Consider the following 25175-nt stretch of genomic DNA (forward strand, 5'->3'; position numbering starts at 1 on the left):
CAATATTGACGATACTACTGACCGGTCGTAGGAACCGCCGCGCTCCATTCGCGCAGAGCGGTCTCGAAGGCCGCCTTGCCGTCTGCACCCTTCTGGAGGGTCAACAACGCGCGGCGACCGTTCCGGTAGGAGACGGGGATATCGATCCAGTCACGGGTGCGCATCAATTCCAGATTGGTCTTCAACGCATCCGGGAAGTCGTTGAGCGCGATCATGTGGAAATCGTCCGTGATCTTGGCTGGGACCGCAATCAGGGCGTTGCCGCGATCCTGCTCGGTGCTCTTCATCGCAATGCGCTGAACGCTGTCGATCGCGCCACCCTCGAAACCGGCGCCGACCGAGAAAACGATCTCGACCAGATGACTGGCGGGCAGGGATGGGTCCGTGTTGCGCTTGAAGGTGATCAAAGCACTGAGACCACGGCCCGGAATGGTAATCTGGCCCTGAACAGTTGGGGAAGGTTTGCCGTTGGCGTCCTGCTCATTTTGCAGCGACCATGAGACCGATCCTTCGATGGCGGTCGGCACGGTCTGGCCCAGCACTTCCTCGTAAAGGAACATGCGGTGGCCGGATGCTGCGGCGGCGGCAGGCTGTTGCGCGGCTGGTGCCTGTCCTGCCGGTGCAGCAGCACCCGCTGGCGTGTTTGCAGCTGGTGCTGCAGGCGCCTCTTCGTTCTGTACGTAGACGGACTGGCCTTCAGCCGTCACCGGCTGGCCGTTGGCACCGGGGCCTGCGCCCTCATCCTTTTCCGTGCCATCGGTCAACAAGCGCTGGGTAAACTTGGTGCCGCTGACGGAACCATCATCCACAGCCGCAGTCTGCGTCGGCGTGGCTGGTTGCTGACCATTGGTGCTCGTTGGCTGTGCAGATGTCGTCGCAGCAGGCGTAGTGGCCGTATTGGACGTTGTCTGGGGTGGGGTCGTCGTTGTTGCTGTGCCGGTCTGCGCAGACTGCACCAGCCCGCCGACCATGTCGTTCAAGGCATCACGGTTGACCCACATCGCATAGGCGCCACCAGCCAGAAGCAGAATGCCGCCAAGCGAAAGCACCATCGCGCCATAGTTACGACGCGGCTTTTTCTTGGTTCTATAGGCCGCAGCCGGAATTCCATCAGCCGCAACACCCGAATCGAAATCGCTTTTGCCATTGCTGGTCGAGGAATTGCCGGAAGCGCCGTCGTAGCCGATCAGCTCTTCCAGATCGTCCCAGGGGGTACGTTCCTTATCGTCCTTCTGGGCTGCCTGCGGGGCGAAGGGATCGTTGTCGGCGCGTGGCAGACCGGGGCTGGTTTTCGGGGGAAGATCGAGTGCAGCGTCATCGAAGTATGTCGAGTAATCCTCAACGACCGCAGGCGACGGCTTCTGTGCATCCGCCTTAGGCTCCGGGTGATGATCCACGTCTTCGCCGAACTGCGGAGCTTCGCCGAAATGAACTTCGTCGTTGCGCTGTTCCTTTTGGGACGCGTCGGGGTTTACATCCTGATAGTAAGGCGAGGGGGCTGCATAGCTTGCTGCGTAGGGAAGCGGCGTGTTTTCGTGGAAAACATCGTCGTCCGCATGCTTCACCGGCTCTGCATGCAGCTCTTCGGACGCATGTGGTGCAGGCTCATCGGCTTCGTGAGCCCATGCCTGTTCAGCGGGCGTATCCTGCCCAACCCAATGTTCATGCGCATGTGCTTCTTCAGCGGCGACTGGCTCGGGCTCGGTTGTCGCTACCGGCTTGTACGCATCTTCTTCATAGCGAGGCTCTTCCTGCGCAGTAGTGAAGTAGCTCTTCGTTTCCGCTTCCGGTGCCACATAGTCTGGCTCAGGCTCGACATAGCGCTCTTCTACGGCGGGCTCTTCGCTGTAGGTAGAATATTGCGGTGCTGGTTCTTCTTCGACAGGTGCAGCGTAGGCGGGTTCCGGCTCGACGGCCTCATCCTGTTCGTCGTGCTGGTCTCTGGCGACCTCTTCTTCGTAATAGGGAGAGGTCGTATCCGGTGCCACGGGTGTGGCAACCGGTACTGCGGGTGCAATGTAGGACTGCTCTTCTTCTTCCGTAGCCGGTAGGGCCTCGGAATATTCTCCTTCAACTTCGGCAATTGCCGTGTCGAGCTTGAGGATCTGCCGCTTCAACAATTCTTCCGGCGGGCGCGGCTTCATGTTTTCAAGCTGGCGCACGACTGCGCTACGCGCCTTGTCGTATACCTTCGCCCGGTTTTCGGGAGTATTGCTCGCCAAGCCATCCACGGCCTTGCGAATGACTGCTACAAAATCCGCCATAAGCACTTTCTCGTCGAGGCCAACGACGTACTGGCCCGATATGGTTTATGAAACTCGATCGCAGAGGACATTAATCCTCAAATGGATCAGTCACAAGTATTGTGTCATCTCGCTCAGGGCTTGTAGAAAGAAGCGCAACCGGTGCGCCGATCAGCTCTTCGACCTGACGAACGTATTTGATAGCCTGAGCAGGCAAATCCGCCCATTTGCGGGCACCGACCGTCGATTCTTTCCAGCCTTCCAGCGTCACATAGATAGGTTCGACCCGCGCCTGGGCGCCCTGGCTTGCCGGAAGATGATCGATTTCCTGACCGTCCAGCTTGTAGCCAACGCAAATCTTCAGCTCTTCGAGACCGTCAAGAACGTCGAGTTTGGTCAGCGCGATGCCGGTAATGCCGTTGGTTGCAACCGACTGGCGCACCAGTGCGGCGTCGAACCAGCCGCAACGGCGCTTGCGGCCCGTGACGGTGCCGAACTCATGGCCCTTTTCGCCCAGGAACTGGCCGACTTCATCGTGCAGTTCTGTCGGGAAGGGGCCTTCGCCAACGCGGGTCGTGTAGGCCTTGGTGATGCCGAGGATGTAGCCGAGCGAGCCCGGACCCATGCCGGAACCGGCAGCTGCCTGTCCGGCAACAGTGTTGGACGAGGTCACATAGGGATATGTGCCGTGGTCGATGTCGAGCAGCGAGCCCTGCGCGCCTTCGAACAGAATACGCTCGCCAGCGCGGCGCTTCTTGTCCAGCAGCAGCCAAACGGTTTCGCTGAAGGGAAGGATGCGGTCCGCAACCGACGTCAATTCTTCCATGATTGTTTCGTGGCTGACTTCCGGCGCACCGAAGCCACGACGAAGCGCGTTATGGTGGGTCAGAATGCGGTCTACCTTGGCGGCCAGCGCTTCGGTGTCTTCCAGATCCATGACGCGGATGGCGCGTCGGCCAACCTTGTCTTCATAGGCCGGGCCGATGCCGCGACGCGTTGTGCCGATCTTTGTGCCGCTGTTGGAGGCCGCGTCTTCGCGCATGCCGTCCAGTTCGCGGTGCAGGGAGAGAATAAGGGTCGCATTGTCGGCAATACGCAGATTATCAGGCGTAACGGTCACGCCCTGCGCTTCCAGACGACCGATTTCGGCAATCAGCGCATGTGGATCGACAACAACACCGTTGCCGATAACGCCAAGCTTGCCCGGACGCACGACACCGGAAGGCAAAAGCGACAGCTTGTAGCTGACGCCATCGATAACAAGCGTATGACCCGCATTGTGACCACCCTGATAGCGAACAACGACGTCCGCACGCTCCGACAGCCAGTCGACGATCTTACCCTTGCCTTCATCGCCCCACTGCGAGCCGACCACCACGACATTCGTCATTTCTTGCTTTCCTGCTCATGGCGCCAAAAAAACGCCCCTAACTCAAACCCGCGAATGTATACTGCGTTGTTTTGCGGAAAGCGACCCTGTTTATGCGGCGAAACCTTGCTTTTTCCGAGGCATTTCAGCGGTGAAGCCATTTCAGGCGCGTCATCTGCGCTTGCAGAGCGCGAATCGGCGGTGCAGAACAGCCTTGGGCATCCAGTCGAAAGTTGAAATCTCCGTGACTTCAAGAGCGTATCTCGTCCTGATCATCGCCACCTTGTGCTGGGGCGGAAATGCCGTGGCTGGAAAACTGGCCGTCGGGCATGTCAGCCCCATGGTGCTGACCTTTCTGCGATGGACGCTGGCGGTGGTCATCATTCTCGGGATCTCCCTGCCGCAACTGGTGCGGGACTGGCCGGTTGTAAAAAAGCGGCTGCCCTATTTCTTCGTTCTGGGCGCCATCGGCTACACCTGCTTCAATGCGGCTCTTTACACTGCGCTCAGATATACCTCCGCCATCAATGTTGCCGTTATTCAGGCGGGCATTCCGATGGTGATCTTTGCGCTGAATTTTATCCTGTTTCGGACGCGGATTTTCGCCGGACAGATCATCGGCTTCTTCCTGACGATTGCCGGTGTTGGGCTTCTGGCGTCGCACGGCGACCTCATGTCTCTGGTTCAGTTACAGATGAATGTCGGTGATGCGATCATGCTGCTCGCGGTGCTGTCCTACGCCGTCTACACGGTCATGCTGCGCTGGAAACCCGTGGTCAACTGGCGCACGCTGATGGCCATTCCGGCTATCGGCGCGCTCGTGACGTCGGCGCCCCTGATGCTGTGGGAAGTCGCCAAGGAAACGGCGGTCTGGCCGGACGCGAAGGGTTGGGTAATCGCGCTTTACACCGCTCTGTTTGCCTCGCTCATTGCGCAGATATGCTTCATTCTGGGTGTGGAGCGCATCGGTCCCAACCGTGCGGGCCTGTTCATCAACCTCATTCCGGTCTTCGGCACGCTTTTATCGGTGATGATTTTGGGTGAGGTGCTGCATCCCTATCAGATCATCGCGCTGTTGCTGACGCTGGGTGGTATTGCCGTTGCAGAACGAAAAAAACCGCCGGTCCCATAAGGAGCCGGCGGCAAGTCAGTCATGATGGTGTGAATGGGCTTAGCGTGCGTCGGGCGACTGATCGAAGCCTTTGAAATACTGATCGAGGGCCGAAAGGGCCTGCTGGCGCGAGATGTCGATGGTGTCAGCGCTGGTCATCGGCGCAACTGACGTGACCACCTCGTGTTCGACCTTGGCAAATCCGCGCGCGAAACCACCGGGGCCGGCTGCATCTGCATGCGTGGAGATCGAGGCGATGACAGCGCCGCAGATGGCAGCGGCAAAAAGCTTCTTGAACATGTTCATACCCCGGTTTTTGCGTTGGCCGGTCTGCTGCCGGTCTTTTCGCTTGTTGTTATTGCGTCGACATCTCTGTTCGGCGCCACTGACAACCACATTACGGGGCACTGTTTGCGGGGGATTTAAGCCGATAGGTACAATTTTATCGGTCTTTATTTTTAATGCGATCTATCTCGATTTTTTGTTGAGACGTCGAAAACGGTCAGTTCTTGAGGTGCTCCATGGCGTCGATGGCGCGGTTGGCCAGATTTTTACGCCCGCCATCTTCACCCACATCGGCGATCATGGCGTGAACCGGTGATGTCTCGCCTTCCTGTGCAGCGGTGAGCGCGATCATCCGCGCGGCAATCTGCGATATCTCGCGGCGGATGGCGTCGTCGTTGCCGCTCCCCTTGCCGTTCAGCAAGCGCTCGGTCAATGCCGTTCCCTGATTGCGGATATCCTCGATTTCGCGGGCAAGCCTGTCTGGCGTTGCCGCCTTGTCGCCAAGCTGGATGATAGGCGCTGCGACCGCCGCAATGGGCTCGACGGCTGCTGTCTCGCTGATACCTGCCACGCGTTCTTTCAGGCGGGCCACTTCCTGGGCACGGCGTTCCAGCAGCGTCTCATGATCGGCGTTTCTGGCGGCTTCCTGGGCCAGTTGTTCTTCCAGCCGTGCGACCTTACGGCTCTCGCGGTTCATGTGGTTGGCGGCTTCACGGTTCTTGGCATTGGCCTCTTCGAGTTCCTTGGTCAGAGTTTCTCGCTCCCGGCGCCAGGAGGCCGTTTTGTGCTTGGCCTGCTCCACCTCGATTTCACGGGCGGACAGGGTAATTTTCAGATCGTCGAGTTCACGCGAGATGGCGCTGACGCGTTTGGTCAGGCTGGAAATTTCCTGCGTTCTGGAAAGCGCCGTTTCCTCCGCATCGTTCAGCGCAGCCTTCAGACGGGCGGCTGCATCTTCGTGACGGCGGGCCTTGGCGCGCAGGTCGCTTGCTTCCAGCGTCATCTGCTCTAGCTGCGTTTTCAGGTCACGCGTCTCGCCCAGAAGCTTGCTTGCATCGGTTACGGCGTTGTCGTTCCTGAATTTCAGGGACAGCGCCTTTTCGCGCTCGGTATCCAGTTCCTGTCGTGTGCGGGCGTTTTCGGCAGCGTAAAGCGCGCGGGCCATGTCTTTCTGTGCGCGCACTTCCTGCGGGCTGATGGGCATCGTCGCGCGCAGCCGCTTCTCCGTATAGACGACAATGCGACGATGAATGGCAGGTGCCATCAACGAAACGAGCAAAATGGCAGAGAGAAAACCCAGGCCGAAAAGAAGGGCGTACTCGATCACGCAGGTCGTCTCCACTCACAAACGCAATGCCGAACCTTCACGAGGTCATCAGCATTACGGCTTATTCTCAAGGCGTGATTGTTCTCACACCAATCTTGCGCCAGGCCTTATCCCGCTAAGGGCGGCCTCAAGCGGCATTTTACGCCAATCTACGGCGATTGCGAATCAGAATGGATTCCATGTCGGCTGCGGCGTCAGTTTCAGATAGCCGACATTGATGCCAAGGCGTGCGCCGATGCCTGTTCTGATCGGGGCAATCGTCACGTCGCTGTTTTTCAGCACGGTCATGCCAACCCCAGCTACGATGAAGGCCGAGCCGCTGACGCCACCATAGCGACGGTAGAGCGAATTGACGGCAGGGAGGTTATAAACCAGCATCATGGCGCGTGTGCCCTGTCCGCCGTAGTCCAGACCCAGCGAAGGGCCCTGCCAGAAGACGGGGTGCTGACCGGCATTCTTGGTGTAAAGCTGGCCTTCGCCATAGGTCAGACCCGCGACGAAGGCACCGGAGCCTTCCTGACCGAGGATATAACCGTTGGGCAGGCCGTATTGCTGGAAGGCGCGTTCCACCACCTTTGCCAGACCGCCGGTGGTTTCGCCAAAGAAGCCGTGGCCAGCGTCAACAATTTCCTGAATGGAATATTGGTCGCTGCTCTGGGCAGAGGCATGCGCGGCAGACACGCAAAGGCTCGCGAGTACCACGAAAATCTTTACCAGTCCGAGGCGTGCGATGGTGCGGAGTTCGGTAAGTCGCATCGTCAATTCCGTCCGTCTGTTTCGTTCGTTTTGCCCTGTTAAGACATTTGGCATTTTGAAACCATGATATTAACAATCGGTTTACCAAATATGGTGTCATTATGGCTTAATAACTTCCACACGGTCCGCGCAGACTTGCGCAGGAGAGAATTTTATGACGAGCAAACCTAATCTGACGCTGTCCGGCCCCGATCTGGCGGCGCTTCTGTGCAGTCGCGTGTGCCATGATGTGATCTCTCCCGTGGGTGCCATCAACAACGGACTGGAGCTTCTCGACGAGGGCGGCTCGGATGCCGACGCACTCGATCTCATTCGCACATCCGCAGTCAACGCATCCGTGCGCCTCAAATTCGCTCGTTTGGCCTTCGGTGCTTCGGGCTCCGCCGGTGCGTCCATCGATACGGGCGAAGCCGAAAAGGCCGCCAAGGACTTCGCTGCTGCCGAAAAGAAGGCCGAGGTCACCTGGACAGGCCCACGCGCCATCGTTCCCAAGAACCGCGTGAAACTGCTGCTTAACCTGTTTCTCGTCGCCTACAGCGCCATCCCGCGCGGCGGTAATGTCGATATCACGCTAGAAAACCCTGAAACGGATGCACGCTTCGAAATCGCAGTCAAAGGCCGCATGATGCGCCTTCCTACGAAATTCGTGGCGCTTGCCGAGGGAACGGAAGAAGAAGCCGTCGACGCCCATTCGGTCCAGCCCTACTACACGCTGCTGATGGCGGAAGAATCCGGCATGAAGATCGAATATGAAGTTCACGAAGACCGAATCGTCTTCAGCGCGAAAATGGTCGAAGCCGCCTGATTCGTTTTTCTGAGACATGCAACGGGCTGCCGCTGGCGGCCTGTTTCGCCGCGTCTGCGCTCACCGCATCACGGTAGCTGTCGGGTCATCACTTCATTGAGATAAGCTTTGTCCGCGATGCGAAAATGCGTCTGGCCAACGGATTGGAAGCCGTTTGCCAGATAAAAAGCGAGTGCCGCCGTATTCTCTGAATTGACCGCCAGCCAGACCGAGCCGCACCCGCGTGCTCCACATGCCGCAAGCGCTTCTTTCAGCAGGCCTTTGCCGATCTCTTTTCCGTGATGTCTCGGCTGGACGTACAGTGTCTTGATTTCGGTTCGTAAGCCGTCAGGTCCGGGTAAAGGGCTGTCGAACGCCACGCGGATGAAGCCGTCAATACCTTCGTCGTTCTCAGAGACGATGAGCACATCATCTTCGGCCTCGATAACAGCTTGAAATTTGGCTGCCGTAAATTCCGCTAGCGCGTAATCTGCGAAAAATCCGCTGATGCCCTTTCGCAGATAAGTGCCGACCCAGACCTCCATTGAAAGCGCTGCTAGGCTCGAAGCATCGGCTGGAACCACGTTTCTGAATCTCATGGCGATCGCTCCTGAAATGACGGGAGTTGGTACACTTCAAAATCATGGCTGAAAACGAAAAAAACCGCCTGTTGAGGGCGGTTTTTTTGGGGATCATGCTTGGTTGTAGGATCAAGCAGTCTCTAGGAATTCCGTCGCGCCATCCGGCTCGCGAAGCACGTAGCCACGGCCCCAGACAGTTTCGATGTAGTTCGCGCCGCCTGCAGCATTGGCGAGCTTCTTGCGCAGCTTGCAGATGAAAACGTCGATGATCTTCAGTTCAGGCTCGTCCATACCGCCATAGAGGTGGTTGAGGAACATTTCCTTGGTGAGCGTAGTGCCCTTGCGGAGCGAAAGCAGCTCCAGCATCTGGTATTCCTTGCCTGTCAGGTGAACGCGCTGACCGCCGACTTCAACCGTCTTTGCATCCAGATTGACGATCAGTTCGCCTGTCGAGATGACCGACTGAGCATGGCCCTTGGAGCGACGAACGATCGCGTGAATGCGAGCGACGAGCTCATCCTTGTGGAAAGGCTTCGTCATGTAGTCGTCTGCGCCGAAACCGAGGCCGCGAACCTTGTCTTCGATACCCGCCATGCCTGAGAGAATCAGGATCGGCGTCTTTACCTTGGACAGGCGAAGCGTTCTCAGAACCTCGTAACCCGACATATCGGGGAGGTTGAGGTCGAGCAGAATGATGTCGTAATCGTAGAGTTTTCCAAGGTCTACGCCTTCCTCTCCGAGGTCGGTCGTATAGACATTGAAACTTTCCGACTTCAGCATCAGCTCAATGCTCTGAGCTGTTGCGCTGTCGTCTTCGATTAGTAGAACCCGCATAATTATCCCCTTTGCCGCCGCGGAAGGTAAATGATTGCCTTTTGCGCGATACGGATCCAGTCGTTGCCTGATTTGCAGGCTGCCACCAAATGGTTAACAAATTCTAATTACCTTTGGCAAGGTGTGCAGAATTTATTAAATAATGGCTCCAGCGTGCTGTTATCAAACGTGAATCCGCATCACCAAACTTAAATCATAACGTGAACAAATCCCGTTAAGTGATTCAATCGACTCCTACATTGTCGTGTCCGCTTTTTCGGACTTGGCGTTTACCGACCTTTAAATGATCTGCCTTATCATTAACGATGCCCGTAAACGAAAGGTTAACGACGCCTATTTTTTATTAACGTCGAGTAACTTTTCGGGAACATTCCGGCACAGGCCGGAGTGAAGGGTCGGTTCCAGTTATGACCGGGGTCTCGCTATCCACGGAGTATTGCGTATGAAGTCGCGTGACAGCCTAGTTCGCCTGAAGGAATTTCAGGTCAACGAAAAACGTCGTCAGTTGCAGCAATTGCAGATGATGATGTCCGAATTCGAACGAATGGCCAAGGAGTTGGTCCATCAGATTTCTCTGGAGGAGAGCAAATCGGGCATTACCGATCCGACGCACTTTGCCTATCCGACATTCGCGAAAGCTGCTCGCCAGCGCGCGGATAATCTTCAGGTTTCCATTCGTGAACTGAAGATGCAGGAAGAAGCAGCCGAAACGGTGCTGGAAGAAGTGCAGGCCGAGTTCGAAAGAGCATCCGCTCTTGAAAATCGCGACGTGGCGATTCGCGCTCGAGCCTGAACCGTTACGAAGAAACGAAACGTCCTCATTGACGGTGGCCTGTGGATCAGGAGGCTGCTTTCAATGACGTGACGTCATGTCTCGTCGTCGGGTGCCAATCTTCTTGATGACTTGGCAGACAGGTTTCAAAACCAAAAAACCGCTCGATCTCCGGGCGGTTTTTTTATGCGATGAAAAGCAGTGATGTTCTCAGGATGATGGGGTGTTAATGAGCAATTTGGGGGAGTTGGGCGTTGCGCCAAAAATCACCCGCGCGAGCAACTGGTTCTGATCAGAACCATGGTGCATTTTTTGCCGGGCCAAACAAATCAGCGCCACTCTTCCCCGAGATTGGAGAAGGGTGACGCTTCATTTTGTAGATGCTTTCCCTTTGAGGGGAAGGCTTAAACTAGTGGCGGTATTGCTGGATACGCGTGGTGCGCAGACCGGCAAGGCCGTGGTCACTGATAGAAGACTGCCAGGAGAGGAACTCCTCAACTGTCAGTGTGTAACGTTCGCAGGCTTCCTCGAGGCTCAATAGTCCTCCTCGTACCGCGGCGACAACCTCTGCCTTTCGACGAATGACCCAGCGGCGCGTGTCCGCAGGGGGCAAGTCGGCAATCGTAAGAGGGCTGCCATCGGGGCCGATGACATATTTAACTCGTGGGCGTATCATTTCGGTCATTGGACACTCTACACAAACTCAAGACCATATGCAGATGCACTCTAGGGCCGTACCTTTAAAAATTACCTAAGCAGTCAGAGACAATTTGTTAAGAATTTGAATGGTTTCGCCTGATTTGTTCGAGCTTTGCTGGATTCCTGCGGGTAAAGAAAAAATGCTTTTGTCGTTTTTTGTGCCAGTTTTTGTGAAATAAAGTCATATCTGAATTTCATAATATTCGCGTTCGACTGGCAGGCAGCGACTTGAGGCCTCCTCATCGTGCTTTTTTCACTCTCTCCGGTAGCGTTCCTGCCGCCGGTCTTTCGACGCGGCGACAGGGCGTGGTGGCTAGCTGTTTAAAGCATCGTCAGCGACAACTCGGTTTTTCCCGCTCCGTATGCTAACTGGCATGTGCCGGTATGACCCAGCGACAGGCGGTCGTTTGCGTTGAGCGCAATTGTGAAGCTTGCCGATTGCAGGTTGTTGGCCGCCGATGTCGTGCCGTTGACCGCAAAGGAGCTTGCCGCGCTGTTGATCCTTACTGTCACGCTGTGCCCCGACGAGGAGATCACGGCAAGCGTCAGGGTGACCGTGTAAAGACCCGTCACCGGCACCCGCAATTCCTTCAACGTATCTGCGACGACATTGCCGAGCGCAAAGCCGCCCTGCTGAACGGGAAGGTCGGTGAAGCCGGAGGCGGAGCCCGCCGCGTGGGCAACATTGCCTGCGGCGCGCCCGGCGCGTGCTACAGGCCGTGCAGGCATGGAGACGTGACCTTCCCCGGAAATGCTCAGCGCCGTCGTCCATTTGCTGCCGTCGCCGCTAGTCTTGATGGAGAAGCTGTCATTGCCAGCCAGTCCCATCTCCGCACGTCCGCTCCAGCCGGATTGAAACAGCAGTGAGGCGGTCTCTGGCGCTGTTGCCTTGTTGACCTTCACTTGGTGCCCACCGCCGGTGGACGCATGGGTGAAAAGGCTGGCGGGGGACGAGACGGCAAGCCGGTTCGATGCGTCAGCCGTGGCGTTGATGCCGAGTTGCTGAAAGCTTGCACTATCGGGCAGGGGGAGGGCCTGCCACTGGCCATTCTGTAGCGCTTTCAGGCGACCGGAATCGGCAAACCATGCCTGCCAGCCTTCGCGCGGGGAGATGTAAAGCCACCCGGCATCCTGCCGGAACGCCAGTTTGCCGCTTTTGCCCGCCCAATCACCGGTGGGGGATGCCGATATTAGAAAGCAGTCGCCTTCATCCGGCGTCTGTGGCGGGGTACTGGCCTCGCTGCGGATCACCAGTTGGGTAATGGCATCGAGCCTTTGCAGCGCCTCATTATGGGTAACGTGTTTCTGCGCCTGCGAGGGCAGAATATAGGGAAGTTCAAGTCTCGTCGTCTGTTCCGTCATGGGTCGATCTCCGTTGCGCTGGAGATTTTGCGGCCACGCGGAGGACCATTGAGAAAAAAATCAAAAAATATTTTAAAAAGATTGAGGCCACTTAGGGAGCTGCACCCCAGGCAATGAAATCGGGGTTGGCCAGGGCGTCTTCGTCGCCATCCAGCACCTCGTATCGCAGCGGCAGACCGGCCATATCCAGCGTGATGCCACCGGCTGCGCGCAGCACCGCGTCACCTGCTGCCGTATCCCACATCATGGTGCGGCTGAAGCGCGGATACACGTCGGCAGCGCCTTCCGCCAGCATGCAGAACTTCAACGAAGAGCCGATGGAGATACTGTCGATCAATCCATGCTCTGCCACGAAGGCTTCCGTCTTCGGCGTACAGTGCGAGCGGCTGATGACGGCGATGGGGATGGTCGGCTTGGCGCGGCAGCGCACCTTGCGGACATCGATCTGCTCGAAGTCTTCGGATATCTGAACCTTGCAGGCAACGTTGCCATCACCTGTCCACAGCACCTTCAGTGCCGGAGCGTAAACGACCCCCAGCACCGGCGTTCCATCACGCACGAGGGCGATGTTGACGGTGAAATCCTGCTTACCGGAGATGAATTCCTTGGTGCCATCCAGCGGATCGACCAGAAAGAATTCGTCATGCGCTTTGGGCACGATGCCGTTGGCAGCAGCTTCTTCGGCAATGACGGGAATGTCCGGGAAATGCTGCGCCAGCGCTTCCAGGATAACGTCTTCGGCTCTCTGGTCGGCTTCGGTGACCGGCGAACAGTCGTTTTTATAGGTGACATGCGGACCTGCGGCATGGACCGACATGATCTCTCTGCCAGCTCTCAAGGTCGCGGCTGTTAATATGTCGAGCATCGAAGTCCCTTTTGGCGCTCGCCGGATGCAATCTCCGGCAGAGACGACATAAGCTTTCGTCAAGTAATTTACAACGCGGTGCATCATGCGCAAGTGATGGGTAATATTCGCTGTCGCAGCAAGTTTTGCGTGATTATGAGCCGCTTTTTACGGCAGCGGTTGCCAAAATTCTGACCTTTGTGAGGCTTGCTGCGCCATTCCATGGGGAAATACCAAATAAAAAGCTGTTTTACAGATTTTTGACTTCACATTTCGTCCGAACGCGATATGGGTTTTAACCAAGGGGGACAGATAATGCAGCCCCCGGAATCAACATAAACGAGACCTGTTCCTTATGAGAGCGGGTCCGGGGGAAAGATATGGAGTATTTTATCCAGCAGCTCATAAACGGGCTGACTCTTGGATCGATCTATGGCCTTATCGCTATTGGCTATACGATGGTTTACGGCATCATCGGCATGATCAACTTCGCCCACGGCGATATTTTCATGCTTGGCGGCTTCGCTGCCCTGATCGTTTTTCTTATTCTCACGACGTTTTTCGCCGGTATTCCGGTCGCAATTCTGCTTCTGGTCATGATGGTCGTTGCCATGCTGATGACCGGATTGTGGAACTGGGCGATCGAGCGTGTGGCCTATCGTCCGCTGCGCGGCTCGTTCCGCCTCGCGCCACTGATCACCGCCATCGGTATGTCGATTGCATTGTCCAACTTCATTCAGGTCACCCAGGGCCCGCGCAACAAGCCGATCCCGACGCTGGTGACCGAAACCTATCATTTCGGCGCAATCACCATTTCGCTCAAGCAGCTCATCATCGTGGCCATCACCTCGGTTCTGCTGTTCGCCTTCTGGTATATCGTCAACAAGACGCCGCTTGGCCGTGCACAGCGCGCAACCGAGCAGGACCGCAAGATGGCGGCCCTTCTGGGTGTGGATGTTGACCGCACGATTTCCATCACCTTCGTCATGGGTGCAGCGCTCGCTGCCGTGGCGGGTACCATGTACCTGATGTATTACGGCGTTGCCTCCTTCAACGACGGCTTCATTCCGGGTGTGAAGGCCTTTACCGCGGCTGTTCTCGGCGGTATCGGCTCGCTGCCGGGCGCCGTGTTGGGTGGTTTGCTGATCGGCCTCATCGAAAGCCTGTGGTCGGCCTATTTCTCCATCGCCTACAAGGACGTTGCCGCCTTCGGAATTCTTGCCTTCGTGCTGATTTTCAAGCCGACCGGTATTCTGGGCCGTCCGGAAGTCGAGAAGGTTTAAGATCATGGCAAACACTGTTTCCGAAAACGAAACCTCTGGCCCGAGCCTGATGGCGCAGGCCTTGAAAGAGGGCATCTTCGCGGGCTTCGTCTCGTTTGGAATGTTCATTCTTTACATCGGTGTCGTGACCTATCAGGACATCAACAACCAGTTGATCTGGGGCACGCGCTGGGGCCTGCTGGCGATATTCGTTGCCATTGCCGCCGTTGGCCGCTTCCTGATCGTTGGTTTTATCAAGCCGCATCTTGACCACCGCAAGCTGGCGAAAGCCAAAAGCGGCCTGCTGGAAATTTCCGAAAACAAGGGCTTCTTTCACAAGCATTTTCTGAAGCTTGCGTTGGTTTTCCTCGTCATCTACCCGGCAATCGCCGTAGGCCTATTCGGTGTTCAGGGCTCGCTGAAACTAGTCGATAACTTCGGCATCCAGATCCTCATCTATGTTATGCTGGCCTGGGGCCTGAACATCGTGGTGGGTCTCGCTGGCCTGCTCGATCTCGGCTATGTCGCTTTTTACGCCGTGGGTGCTTACTCCTACGCGTTGCTATCCAGCTATTTCGGCCTGTCTTTCTGGGTCTTGTTGCCCATGGCCGGTATCCTTGCCGCGTTCTGGGGCATCATTCTCGGCTTCCCGGTTCTGCGTCTGCGCGGCGATTATCTTGCCATTGTGACGCTCGCATTCGGCGAAATCATTCGTCTTGTGCTGTTGAACTGGACCGAAGTCACCAAGGGGACCTTCGGTATTTCCGGTATCGCCAAGGCATCCATCTTCGGTATCTGGTCCTTCGATGTCGGTGCGCCAAACAACTTCGCCAAGTCCTTCGGCCTGCCCATGTCGTCGGCCTATTACAAAATCTTTCTGTTCTACGTCATTCTGCTACTGTGCATGCTGACCGCCTATGTGACGATCAAGCTGCGCCGAATGCCGATTGGTCGTGCGTGGGAAGCGCTGCGTGAAGACGAAATCGCCTGCCGCTCGCTCGGTATCGATACAGTCAAGACCAAGCTGACCGCCTTTGCAACGGGTGCCATGTTCGGCGGTTTTGCGGGCTCGTTCTTTGCGGCACGTCAGGGTTTCGTCTCGCCTGAGAGCTTCGTGTTCCTCGAATCGGCTGTCATCCTCGCCATCGTGGTTCTAGGCGGCATGGGTTCGCTGACGGGTATCGCGGTTGCGGCTGTCGTCATGGTCGGTGGCACGGAACTGTTGCGCGAGATGGAATTCCTCAAGCACGTCTTTGGCCCCGAGTTCACGCCGGAACTCTACCGCATGCTGCTGTTCGGCCTGGCGATGGTTATCGTCATGCTGTTCAAACCCCGCGGCTTCGTCGGCTCTCGTGAGCCCACGGCCTTCCTCAAGGAGCGCAAGACCGTATCCGGCAGCTTCACTAAGGAAGGTCACGGCTGATGGTTTCCGGTAACAGTGAAATGACAAAAGACACGATCCTCAAAGTCGAGCATCTCTCCATGAAGTTCGGTGGTCTGATGGCCATCAACGACTTCTCCTTCGAAGCCAAGCGCGGTGAGATCACCGCGCTGATCGGCCCCAATGGCGCAGGCAAGACGACCGTCTTCAACTGCATTACCGGCTTCTACAAGCCGACCATGGGCATGATCACCATGCGGCGCAAAACCGGCGAGGAGCATCTGCTCGAACGTCTGCCGGATTTCGAGATCACCAAGAAGGCCAAGGTTGCGCGTACCTTCCAGAACATCCGGTTGTTTTCGGGTCTGACAGTTCTGGAAAACCTGCTGGTTGCCCAGCACAACGCGCTGATGAAGGCATCCGGCTACACCATTCTGGGCCTTCTCGGTCTGCCGACCTACAGCAAGGCGGCAGCCGCAGCCATCGATAAGGCCAAGTACTGGCTCGACAAGGCCGATCTGACGGATCGTGCCGACGACCCGGCGGGTGATCTTCCCTATGGTGCGCAGCGCCGTCTGGAAATTGCCCGCGCCATGTGCACGGAGCCGGAATTGCTGTGCCTCGACGAGCCGGCGGCGGGCCTCAACCCGAAGGAATCGCTGGCGCTCAACAATCTGCTGCGCGGCATTCGTGCTGACGGAACGTCTCTACTGCTGATCGAACACGACATGTCGGTGGTCATGGAAATCTCCGACCACGTCGTCGTTCTCGAATATGGCCAGAAGATTTCCGATGGTACGCCTGACCACGTGAAGAACGACCCGAAGGTCATCGCCGCCTATCTGGGTGTCGAGGATGATGAAGTGGAAGAAGTGATTGCAGAAGAACTTGGGGGGACAATCTGATGTCCGGTGAACCCCTTCTCAAAGTCCAGGGTGTCGAAACCTATTACGGTAATATTCGCGCATTGGCTGGCGTCGATGTCGAGGTGAACAAGGGCGAAATCGTCAGCCTCATCGGCGCCAACGGTGCCGGCAAATCGACATTGATGATGACGATTTGCGGCAGTCCGCAGGCGCGCACCGGCTCGGTGATTTTCGATGGCGAAGACATCACCCAGGTGCCGACGCATCTCATCGCCCGCCGCCGCATCGCGCAGTCGCCCGAGGGTCGTCGCATTTTCCCGCGCATGACGGTTCTGGAAAACCTCCAGATGGGTGCCAATCTCGATAACCTCAAATACTTCAAGGAAGATGTCGAAAAGGTTTTCGTCATGTTCCCGCGTTTGAAAGAGCGTCAGAGCCAGCGTGGCGGCACACTTTCGGGCGGCGAGCAGCAAATGCTCTCCATCGGTCGCGCGCTGATGTCGCGTCCCAAGCTGCTGCTGCTCGATGAGCCATCGCTGGGTCTGGCGCCGCTGATCGTCAAGAGTATCTTCGAAGCGATCAAGACGCTGAACAAGGAAGAAGGGCTCACCGTCTTCCTCGTCGAGCAGAACGCTTTCGCCGCGTTGAAGCTTTCGGACCGGGCTTACGTCATGGTCAACGGCAAGGTGACCATGAGCGGTTCCGGCAAGGAGCTTCTGGCCAATCCCGAAGTTCGTGCTGCTTATCTCGAAGGCGGTCGCCACTAATGTCTGCGCCCGCGCGAGCGGGCGTCGATAACCGGGTCTGTGCGTCGTCGTGCGGCTCCGGGTTCAACATAACAATAAAGCCCGGCGGCAAACGGCGGGCGCAATATCAAGGCAGGTTCTGCGGCTGGTCCAATGAACCCTGATGGGGAAAAAGATGCAGGGACTTTTTTTCGAAAGTGACAGCGGCGTTCGCTACGTTTTGCGCGGGCTCGTGGTGCTCTTGGGTTTCTGGACGGCCTGGCGCACGGGCAAGTCCGTGGCCGATGGCTGGGAAGACTATCCGAAGGTGGTTTTGTACACCCTGCTTCTGGGTGTCGTGATGCGCTTTTTGCACTACGCGCTTTTTGCCGGACCCATGCTGGATGCGTTTTATTACGTGACCGATGTCGTTCTGCTGCTCGCTTTTGCGACGGTCGGATTTCGCATGCGCCGTACCAGTCAGATGGTCGATAAGTACTATTGGCTGTATGACCGTACTTCAGCATTTTCTTACAAGAAGAAAGATTGACAGCGACGTTTTTCTGAACTCAGAATGCGCGCAAGAGTGGAACAGCCTGAGCAGTTAAGGTGGGTGCTGAGCAGGCAGGGATAATCAACCCAACCAATGGAACTGGGAGTAATATAATGAAGAAGTCTCTTCTTTCCGCAGTTGCGCTGACCGCAATGGTCGCCTTCAGTGGATCTGCCTGGGCTGACATTCTCGTCGGCGTCGGCGGCCCGCTGACCGGCCCGAACGCGGCATTTGGCGCACAGCTCCAGAAGGGCGCTGAGCAGGCTGCGGCAGACATCAACGCTGCAGGCGGCATCAACGGCGAACAGATCAAGATCGTTCTGGGCGATGACGTGTCCGACCCCAAGCAGGGCATCTCGGTTGCCAACAAGTTCGTTGCTGACGGCGTAAAGTTCGTCGTCGGTCACTTCAACTCCGGCGTTTCCATTCCGGCGTCCGAAGTCTACGCAGAAAACGGCATCCTCGAAATCACGCCTGCTGCAACGAACCCTGTCTTCACCGAGCGCGGCCTGTGGAACACATTCCGCACCTGCGGTCGTGACGACCAGCAGGGCGGCATCGCCGGCAAGTATCTGGCTGACCACTTCAAGGACGCAAAAGTCGCGATTATTCACGACAAGACACCTTACGGTCAGGGTCTTGCCGATGAAACCAAGAAGGCTGCCAACGCTGCTGGCGTGAAAGAAGCCATCTACGAAGGCGTTAACGTCGGCGATAAGGACTTCTCGGCCCTCATCGCCAAGATGAAGGAAGCTGGCGTATCTGTCATCTATTGGGGTGGTCTCCACACCGAAGCCGGTCTCATCATCCGCCAGGCAGCTGATCAGGGTCTCAAGGCCAAGCTCGTTTCGGGTGACGGTATCGTCTCCAACGAACTGGCTTCCATCGCAGGTGATGCTGTCGAAGGCACGCTGAACACGTTCGGCCCTGATCCAACCATCAACCCAGCCAACAAGGACCTCGTCGCGAAGTTCAAGGCTGCTGGCTTCAACCCTGAAGCTTACACGCTCTACTCCTACGCTGCCGTGCAGACCATCGCTGCTGCCGCCAAAGACGCAGGCTCGCTCGACGCAGAAAAAGTTGCCGAAGCCATGAAGAAGGGCAAGTTCTCCACCGTTCTCGGTGAACTCTCCTTCGACGAAAAGGGTGACCCGAAGCTTCCAGGCTACGTCATGTACGAGTGGAAGAAGGGCCCAGACGGCAAGTACAGCTACTTCCAGCAGGGCACCTGAGCCTTATCGGATTAGAAAAAGAAAGCCCGGCAGCGATGCCGGGCTTTTTTCGTTAATAGGCGCCCTGTCATGGCATCGCCACAATGGAGCCAACAAGACGGGCAACAACATCGTCATCTGAATATTGCAATTAGGGATAGCAATGACGATACGGCGTGTTGTGATCGGCTGCGGCATCCTTGCCGTTCTTCTGACGGCGATCGTCTCGCTCCATGTCTACAGCAACTCTCGTACGACGCAGTTATTCGGCGACATCATTGCGCGCGTCGAAACGGATAAGCCCGTCGTAGCACTTACATTCGACGATGGTCCTTCCGCACGGTTTACGAAGGATGTCTTGACCGTCCTCAAAGACCGCGACGTGAAAGCGACGTTTTTTCTGATCGGCAAGGAAACAGCTGAAAATCTGCCGCAGGCACGGCTCATTGCAGAGGCGGGCCACGAGATCGGCAATCACTCCTACAGCCACTCCAACATGGCCTGGATGGGACCGGCCAGTGTAAAAGACGAGATCGAGCGGACTGATGCGGCCATCCGCGCGGCGGGATATCAGGGTGAAATCCTGTTTCGTCCGCCCTACGGCAAGAAGCTCCTGACCTTGCCTTGGTATCTTTCGCAACATGACCGAAAAACCATCATGTGGGATGTGGAGCCTGAATCTTACCCCGAGGTTGCGGACAATCCCGATGCATTGGCGAAATACGTCATTGATAATGCCAGTAATGGCTCGATTATCATCATGCATGTGATGTATCGCAGCCGCGAAGTGTCTCGACAGGCGCTACCGTTGATCATCGATGGCTTGCGTCAACGCGGCTTCGAATTCGTCACGGTGTCGAAGCTTATCGAGAACCGCTAGGTCCACCGAGACGGCTCAAAACGAAATCGGCGCGTTCAACAACGCTCATTTTCCCTAGGACGATCGTTTCATAATCGAGATCGGCATAGTCGCGAAGCAGGCGCTCATACTCTTCGATCGCGGCTGTGAAATCGTGCTGCCGCTCGCCATCGGAAACGTAGATTTCGGGCCATGGCGGCGTCAGGAAAACGAGGGGGTTGTAGCGGTGACTGTTCTTCAGTTCGTACAGCAGCCTATCCTCACAGACGGCATGAAGAGCCGAGGCTGCGTCTATCAGGCCCCGATCGAAAAACACCCAGCCCGTGTCAGGCGCTTGTTCGCGATCCGTAAGGGACGTTGCAACGGCGCGGCGGGCGAATGCTTCCATATCGACCCATGGAAGGGCTGATCCCTGGCCGTTTGTTTCCTGCTTTACGATGCGACGACCGGGCTCCTCTATGGTTGCATGACCGCGTCTGGAAAGCTCTGATAGCAGGGTCGATTTGCCGCCGCCGGAGCAGCCCGAAAGGATGACCAGATTATCTGTCTCGCGTCTAATATTCATTCTCCTATACTATTGGTAACAAAGTGTTTTTCAAAAGCGGCAACATTACGCAGGATTAATATTTCGGGGTGGAACCGCTGGCGCGATCACGCGTTTGTTCGCAACCCAACCAAGAGGTTCCTGACATGAAAACACTTCTCATCTCTTCCCTGATTGCCGTCTCCTCCGTTTTCGCCTTTTCCGCACCATCCTACGCTGAGACTGTCACCGTGACCACAACGCAGAAGGTTCGCTCTCCAATGCGCGAAGAGTATCGCCCGCGCCACCACCGCGTTGCCCGCGATTGCGTCGTCAAGAAGGTTCGCACCCACCACCACGGTCGCGTTGTGATCAAGGAAACGCGTATCTGCCGCTAATATCGCAGTCCATAGTCTGTTAAACGGGCGCGTCATCAGCGCCCGTTTTGCTATGTATCATGCAGAATATGTGCGGCCTTTACAGCGGCTGACGCGCGGTTTTCAACGCCCAGCTTGACGTAGATCTGTTCCAGATGCTTGTTCACGGTGCGGGCTGAAAGCCCCAGTATGTCACCGATATCGCGGTTGGATTTGCCCTTGGCGATCCAGAGCAACACTTCCGATTCCCTGACGGTCAGCGCGAAATGCTGGCGCAGCATCGCATCGGCGGATTTGTCGTTGGCTGCGGTCAGGCGAAATAGATGTTCGTCCGGCCCCATGGCGCCCAGAAATGTGAGTTGCAGCGTGGCGCGGTCGGGTTGCTCTATGGTGAGTGGTATCTCGCGGAGCGCGTCTTTGCCTCTCGCCTCCAGCCAATCAGCAATGTGGCGTGACACGATGTCCATTCCGTCGTCGCGGCCCGTTGCGGCATTGACAAGCCGCGTCGCCTGCGGGGTCGACCAGTGGATGGCACCGTTTGCACGCACAGCCAACAGATGACGGCCCGCGGCATCCAGTGCTACGCGGGCGCTTTGGGCGGAACGGGCGTTGGACAGGTGAACGCGAATGCGCGCACGCAACTCATCGATATTGATCGGCTTGGTCAGATAATCGACACCACCGGCCTCCAGTGCCCGCACCACATGCTCCGTTTCGGTCAGCCCTGTCATGAAGATGACCGGAACCTGTGTAACTGCGGCGTTGGATTTCAGCCGCGTGCAGGTCTCGAACCCATCCATGGACGGCATCACGGCGTCCAGAAGGATGATGTCGGGCGTAATGCGTTCGGCGATGTTGAGGGCTGATTGACCTGATGTGGCGATCAGCACGGAAAAGCCTGACTGTTCCAGCGCATCGGTGAGGAAGCCAAGTGCGTCCGGGCTGTCATCCACCAAGAGAACGATATCCTTGGCTAGCGCGGCAGACGGTACGCTCATGGCTGACGCTCCCTGGGTGCTGGGTTTTCAAAACGGCGGAGAAAGGCGGCATAGCCTGCCATGTCGAAGGACTGGACGTAGGTAGTCAGTTCTTCCGTGAAGGCCAGATTTTCCGATGTGCGGGCGAGATCGGCAAGCTTTGCCTCGATGCCTCTGATGTAGCCGATTTCGCCCAGTTGCTGCAAATCCTTGATGTGCTGCGGCCCCGGCGTGGTGATGTCGGCTTTTGCTGGCTTAGCAGGGGCGGGGGCATCGGTTTCGTACACCCAGGTAAGGCCCAGATGAACCGCGAGCTTGTCGCACAGGCGGCGGATATCGACGGGTTTGGCAATCGCATCGTTGTGATTGTCTTCGCCCGCACCGGCCACCGAGCCATCGCCGATATTGGCTGACAGCATGATGAGAGGTGCCGATTGGCCTGCCTCGCGTAGGCGAGAAACCAGTTGCCAGCCGCTCATGCCGGGCATGGAGATGTCGATCAGGAAGAGGTCGGGCTTCACGCCTTCGATCAGTGTTAGGCATTCCGGGCCGCTTTGCGCCGTCAGCACCACGAAGTCCAGCGGGCCCAGCACCTCGCGCATGAGTTCGCGGTGGTCTTCATTGTCGTCCACGACGACGATGGTGCGGCGCGGGCCGGAATAGGAGACGATCGTCTTTTCCGCCGCCGGTGCCGTGTTGGGGCGGTTCACTGCCGAGAGCATCAGCCGGACCTTGAAGGTCGAACCCTTGTCCTTTTCGCTGACAACAGAGATTTCCCCGCCAAGCGTATTGGTCAGCAGTTGTGTGATGGTGAGGCCAAGGCCGAGGCCCGGCATGGGGCGGATACTCTCGGCCTCGCCGCGCTGGAAGGGCTCATAGATGCGGCTCAAATCTTTCTCGGCAATGCCGCGCCCGGTATCGGAAATGGTGAAGGTCGCGACCTGACTGCGATAGGTGACATCGAAATTGACGGTGCCTGCGTCGGTAAACTTGATGGCGTTGGACAGCAGGTTGACGAGGATCTGGCGCAGGCGTTTCTCATCAGTGCGAACATATTGCGGCAGGGCCCGGCTGCGTTCATGTTTCAGCTCCAGCCCCTTGGCCTGCGCCTGTGGCTGAAACAGATCGATGATCTGGTCCAGAAAATCCTTGATATTGATTTCGTTTGAGTAGACCTGCAAACGGCCTGCCTCGATCTTGGAAATATCCAAGAGACCGTCGATCAGCCCGGAGAGGTGGTCTGCTGAGCGCCTGATAACCTTGATGGCGGACTGGCGCGGCTGGGGAATGGTTTCGTCGCGCTCGAGAATCTGGGCATAGCCAAGAACGGCATTCAGCGGCGTGCGCAGTTCATGGCTCAAGCCCACGACATAGCGGCTCTTTGCGCGGTTGGCGGCTTCCGCCGTGTCCTTGGCGTTTTGCAGGGCGGCGTCGGTTTTCTTGTGGGCAGCGATTTCCTTCAACAGCAACGTATTCTGGCGTGAGGATTCCTCCTCGGCTACGACACGGCTGTCATGGGCGAGCACGAGAAACCAGCAGACGATTCCAGCGATGACGGCAAAGACGAAGAAGACGGCGAGGATCGTGCGGTTGACCACATCGACGGTGGCAGGGGAGGCGGTGCCGACCTGATGGGCTATGAGAGCGAGTGTGCCGCCGAGGACAGCGATGGCGAGCGCCGCCGACATCGCGTATCGGCCCAATCGGCTTGAAAGCCGCGCCACCAGATCATTCGGCAGGAAGGTGCGGGCGACGGTGGCCACCTGATAGTTGAGCTTGGCCTTCGGCTTGCACATATCGTGGCAGCGGCTGTCCAGCGAACAGCAGAGCGAACAGATGGGCGCGGCATAGGCCGGGCACCAGGCCATGTCTTCTGGTTCGAAGTCGTGCTCGCAGATGGAGCAGGTAATGCTGCTTTCCAGTTTCCATTTCTGCCGCGGCTTGCGCGCAAGGTAGAATTTGCCCTTCGTGCCCCAGGCGATGAGCGGCGATGCCGTGAAGGCAACGATGAGGGTGAGGTAGGGTGCAAGTGAAGCGGCCAGCGCACCGAAGGTGCCGAAATGCGCTGTCAGCGCAACCGTGGCCGACAGCGCCATGGTGCCGACGCCGACGGGGTTGATGTCATAGAGATGCGCACGCTTGAATTCGATGCCGGGCGGCGCAAGGCCGAGTGGTTTGTTGATGAAGAGATCGGCTGAGATGGTGCACAGCCACGCCATGGCGACGATGGAGAAGATGCCGAGCGTCTCTTCCAAAAGCCGGTAGATGCCCAGTTCCATCAGCAGCAGCGCGATCAGCACGTTGAACACCAGCCAGACGACGCGGCCCGGGTGGCTGTGGGTTAGACGCGAGAAGAAGTTGGACCATGCCAGGGACCCCGCATAGGCGTTCATCACGTTGATTTTCAACTGCGAAACGACGACGAAAGCCACCATCAGCAGCAGCGCGGCATTCTGGTTCGGGATCATATAGCCGAAGGCTGTCAGATACATTTGCGAGGGATCGGCGGCGCGGTCCACCGATACGCCGGAACTGAAGGTCAGCACCACGAGGAAAGAGCCCGCCAGAAGTTTTGGCACGCCCACCAGCACCCAACCGGCGCCCGCGAGAAACACGGCAAAGCGATGCCGCAGCTTCAGCTTGCCATCGGCGGGCAGGAAGCGAAGGAAATCTACCTGCTCACCGATCTGCGACATCAGCGCCAGAATGACGGCAGAGGCAGCCCCGAACTCGACCAGATTGAAATCCGCAACGGTGCCGGGCGGGCCGGAGGCGTGGTGGATGCCCGCGAAAGCGCGCCATAGATCGAATTTTTCCCAATCCAGAAAGGCAATGAAGATGAAGGGTAGGACGTTGAGGACGATCCAGAAGGGCTGGGTGATGATCTGGAATCGGCTAATGAGCCGCACACCATGGGTAACCAGCGGAATGACCATGATGGCTGAGATGATGTAGCCGATCCACAGGGGTATGCCGAGCGCCAGTTCCAGAGCACCCGACATGATGGATGCCTCGATGGCAAACAGCATGAAGGTGAAGGCGGCATAGATGAGCGATGTGATGGTGGAGCCGATATAGCCGAAGCTTGCCCCACGCGTCAAAAGGTCGATGTCTACTCCGTAGCGTATCGCATAGCGACTGATGGGAATGCCCACGGCGAGCATGACGGTGGCGGCGACGAGTATGGCAAAAAACGCGTTCGTCGTGCCGTAGGAGAGGGTAATCGCGCCGCCGATGGCTTCCAGTGCCAGAAACGAAATCGCGCCGATGGCGGTGTGGGAAATGCGGCTTGAGGAAAACTGTCGGGCGCTTTTGGCGGTAAAGCGCAGCGCGTAATCTTCCAGCGTCTGGTTGGCGACCCAACGGTTATATTCGCGCCTGACGGGGATGATGCGTTGCCTTGCGGCCATGCCGGTTTTCCATAGCCTCCGAAACGGTCTGAGGTCTGCGACCGAGGGCAGACGGAAAAATGGC

24 protein-coding genes are annotated in these 25175 nt (G+C 57.3%); 11 read left to right on the plus strand and 13 right to left on the minus strand.

Annotation, left to right across the window (positions count from 1 at the left end; genetic code table 11):
- Positions 1–14: 14 nt before the first annotated feature.
- Complete coding sequence (locus QRN55_RS06930; RefSeq protein WP_284775936.1) at positions 15–2264, minus strand: hypothetical protein; 2250 nt, start codon at positions 2262–2264, stop codon at positions 15–17.
- 70 nt (positions 2265–2334) lie between these two features.
- A complete protein-coding gene (locus tag QRN55_RS06935; RefSeq protein WP_233135157.1) occupies positions 2335–3633 on the minus strand; it encodes an adenylosuccinate synthase in 1299 nt (432 codons plus the stop codon).
- A 223-nt stretch (positions 3634–3856) separates the two neighbouring features.
- Here QRN55_RS06935 and QRN55_RS06940 point away from each other — a divergent pair, with 223 nt between their 5' ends.
- On the plus strand, positions 3857–4744 hold the full coding sequence (locus QRN55_RS06940; RefSeq protein ID WP_284775937.1) for a DMT family transporter: 888 nt from the start codon (positions 3857–3859) through the stop codon (positions 4742–4744).
- A 39-nt stretch (positions 4745–4783) separates the two neighbouring features.
- Here the strand turns inward: QRN55_RS06940 and QRN55_RS06945 are convergent, their stop codons facing one another.
- From QRN55_RS06945 to QRN55_RS06955, 3 genes are all read right to left on the minus strand, one after another.
- A complete protein-coding gene (locus tag QRN55_RS06945) occupies positions 4784–5023 on the minus strand; it encodes a hypothetical protein (protein WP_233121792.1) in 240 nt (79 codons plus the stop codon).
- A gap of 202 nt (positions 5024–5225) precedes the next feature.
- On the minus strand, positions 5226–6335 hold the full coding sequence (locus QRN55_RS06950; RefSeq protein ID WP_284775938.1) for a coiled-coil domain-containing protein: 1110 nt from the start codon (positions 6333–6335) through the stop codon (positions 5226–5228).
- 165 nt (positions 6336–6500) lie between these two features.
- A complete protein-coding gene (locus QRN55_RS06955) occupies positions 6501–7097 on the minus strand; it encodes a DUF1134 domain-containing protein (RefSeq protein ID WP_162694354.1) in 597 nt (198 codons plus the stop codon).
- Between the two features lie 148 nt (positions 7098–7245).
- Between QRN55_RS06955 and chpT the strand changes: the two genes are divergently transcribed.
- A complete protein-coding gene (gene chpT / locus QRN55_RS06960) occupies positions 7246–7896 on the plus strand; it encodes a histidine phosphotransferase ChpT (RefSeq protein ID WP_284775939.1) in 651 nt (216 codons plus the stop codon).
- Between the two features lie 68 nt (positions 7897–7964).
- Here the strand turns inward: chpT and QRN55_RS06965 are convergent, their stop codons facing one another.
- Together QRN55_RS06965 and ctrA are read right to left on the minus strand one after the other, a co-directional pair.
- Complete coding sequence (locus tag QRN55_RS06965; protein ID WP_284775940.1) at positions 7965–8420, minus strand: GNAT family N-acetyltransferase; 456 nt, start codon at positions 8418–8420, stop codon at positions 7965–7967.
- A gap of 165 nt (positions 8421–8585) precedes the next feature.
- Positions 8586–9290, minus strand: a complete 705-nt coding sequence (gene ctrA, locus QRN55_RS06970) for a response regulator transcription factor CtrA (RefSeq protein ID WP_003491823.1) — start codon at positions 9288–9290, stop codon at positions 8586–8588.
- A gap of 442 nt (positions 9291–9732) precedes the next feature.
- Here ctrA and QRN55_RS06975 point away from each other — a divergent pair, with 442 nt between their 5' ends.
- Positions 9733–10083 carry a flagellar export protein FliJ gene (locus tag QRN55_RS06975; RefSeq protein ID WP_111837676.1) on the plus strand — a complete coding sequence of 117 codons (351 nt, stop codon included), beginning with the start codon at positions 9733–9735 and terminating at the stop codon, positions 10081–10083.
- A gap of 388 nt (positions 10084–10471) precedes the next feature.
- Here QRN55_RS06975 and sciP read toward each other — a convergent pair whose 3' ends face one another.
- The 3 genes from sciP to cysQ form a co-directional block, all read right to left on the minus strand.
- Entirely contained in the window at positions 10472–10747 is a 276-nt protein-coding gene (gene sciP / locus QRN55_RS06980) for a CtrA inhibitor SciP (protein WP_027675777.1), read from the minus strand.
- 335 nt (positions 10748–11082) lie between these two features.
- Positions 11083–12123, minus strand: a complete 1041-nt coding sequence (locus tag QRN55_RS06985) for a DUF2793 domain-containing protein (RefSeq protein ID WP_284775941.1) — start codon at positions 12121–12123, stop codon at positions 11083–11085.
- Positions 12124–12214: 91 nt separating this feature from the next.
- Positions 12215–12988, minus strand: coding sequence for a 3'(2'),5'-bisphosphate nucleotidase CysQ (cysQ, locus tag QRN55_RS06990; RefSeq protein WP_284775942.1), 774 nt, complete (start codon positions 12986–12988; stop codon positions 12215–12217).
- 359 nt (positions 12989–13347) lie between these two features.
- On the opposite strand from cysQ, the gene QRN55_RS06995 reads away from it, so the two are divergent.
- The 7 genes from QRN55_RS06995 (at position 13348) to QRN55_RS07025 (ending at position 19845) form a co-directional block, all read left to right on the plus strand.
- Positions 13348–14250: a branched-chain amino acid ABC transporter permease gene (locus QRN55_RS06995; RefSeq protein ID WP_111837679.1), complete on the plus strand. Its 903-nt coding sequence runs from the start codon at positions 13348–13350 to the stop codon at positions 14248–14250.
- Positions 14251–14254: 4 nt separating this feature from the next.
- Positions 14255–15652: a high-affinity branched-chain amino acid ABC transporter permease LivM gene (gene livM, locus QRN55_RS07000; RefSeq protein WP_284775943.1), complete on the plus strand. Its 1398-nt coding sequence runs from the start codon at positions 14255–14257 to the stop codon at positions 15650–15652.
- Entirely contained in the window at positions 15652–16515 is an 864-nt protein-coding gene (locus QRN55_RS07005) for an ABC transporter ATP-binding protein (RefSeq protein WP_111837681.1), read from the plus strand. The genes livM and QRN55_RS07005 overlap by 1 nt, the downstream gene beginning before the upstream one ends.
- Complete coding sequence (locus QRN55_RS07010; RefSeq protein ID WP_284775945.1) at positions 16515–17243, plus strand: ABC transporter ATP-binding protein; 729 nt, start codon at positions 16515–16517, stop codon at positions 17241–17243. The genes QRN55_RS07005 and QRN55_RS07010 overlap by 1 nt, the downstream gene beginning before the upstream one ends.
- 154 nt (positions 17244–17397) lie before the next feature.
- Positions 17398–17751: a DUF6867 family protein gene (locus QRN55_RS07015; RefSeq protein WP_111837683.1), complete on the plus strand. Its 354-nt coding sequence runs from the start codon at positions 17398–17400 to the stop codon at positions 17749–17751.
- A gap of 116 nt (positions 17752–17867) precedes the next feature.
- On the plus strand, positions 17868–18986 hold the full coding sequence (locus tag QRN55_RS07020; protein WP_111837684.1) for a branched-chain amino acid ABC transporter substrate-binding protein: 1119 nt from the start codon (positions 17868–17870) through the stop codon (positions 18984–18986).
- Between the two features lie 142 nt (positions 18987–19128).
- The gene (locus tag QRN55_RS07025) at positions 19129–19845 is read left to right on the plus strand and encodes a polysaccharide deacetylase family protein (RefSeq protein WP_284775949.1); all 717 of its coding nucleotides are present in this window, start codon (positions 19129–19131) and stop codon (positions 19843–19845) included.
- Here QRN55_RS07025 and QRN55_RS07030 read toward each other — a convergent pair.
- Positions 19829–20389 (minus strand): AAA family ATPase, encoded by a 561-nt coding sequence (locus tag QRN55_RS07030; protein ID WP_284775951.1) that lies wholly within the window; start codon positions 20387–20389, stop codon positions 19829–19831. The two genes, QRN55_RS07025 and QRN55_RS07030, sit on opposite strands and share 17 nt — an antisense overlap.
- A gap of 125 nt (positions 20390–20514) precedes the next feature.
- Between QRN55_RS07030 and QRN55_RS07035 the strand changes: the two genes are divergently transcribed.
- Complete coding sequence (locus QRN55_RS07035) at positions 20515–20745, plus strand: hypothetical protein (protein ID WP_112498519.1); 231 nt, start codon at positions 20515–20517, stop codon at positions 20743–20745.
- A 50-nt stretch (positions 20746–20795) separates the two neighbouring features.
- On the opposite strand, the gene QRN55_RS07040 is transcribed toward QRN55_RS07035, so the two are convergent.
- Positions 20796–21722, minus strand: coding sequence for a response regulator transcription factor (locus QRN55_RS07040; RefSeq protein ID WP_284775954.1), 927 nt, complete (start codon positions 21720–21722; stop codon positions 20796–20798).
- Entirely contained in the window at positions 21719–25111 is a 3393-nt protein-coding gene (locus QRN55_RS07045; protein ID WP_284775956.1) for a hybrid sensor histidine kinase/response regulator, read from the minus strand. The genes QRN55_RS07040 and QRN55_RS07045 overlap by 4 nt, the downstream gene beginning before the upstream one ends.
- Positions 25112–25175: the final 64 nt, after the last annotated feature.

Source organism: Agrobacterium sp. lyk4-40-TYG-31 (genome assembly GCF_030209855.1).
Taxonomy (GTDB): Bacteria; Pseudomonadota; Alphaproteobacteria; order Rhizobiales; family Rhizobiaceae; genus Agrobacterium; species Agrobacterium vaccinii.